This is a genomic window from Alicyclobacillus suci (assembly GCF_017329615.1).
GTDB lineage: Bacteria > Bacillota > Bacilli > Alicyclobacillales > Alicyclobacillaceae > Alicyclobacillus > Alicyclobacillus suci.
In genome coordinates, this window is sequence record NZ_JAFMTW010000219.1 from 1 (window position 1) to 271 (window position 271).

General features: G+C 62.0%; 1 protein-coding gene. It reads left to right on the plus strand.

The window, feature by feature from the left end:
• Positions 1–177: sigma factor-like helix-turn-helix DNA-binding protein (locus tag J3482_RS20485; RefSeq protein ID WP_268884603.1), on the plus strand; the 177-nt coding region annotated here is incomplete at its 5' end.
• Positions 178–271: the final 94 nt, after the last annotated feature.

Below are 271 nucleotides of genomic sequence, written 5' to 3' on the forward strand. Positions count from 1 at the left end.
GAACGCGTGCTGCGCATGCGCTTCGGCATCGGCATGAACACCGATCACACGCTCGAGGAAGTCGGCCAGCAGTTCTCGGTCACCCGCGAGCATATCCGCCAGATCGAGGCCAAGGCGCTACGCAAGCTCAAGCATCCCAGCCGCAGCCGTAAAATGCGCAGCTTCCTTGATCAGTAAGGTCCAGCCCGCGGGGTCGATGTCGAGGCGCGGGCTGATGCGATGACGATCGATTTCAACAGCGCGTTGCAGCTGTCGCCGAACCCGTACATGG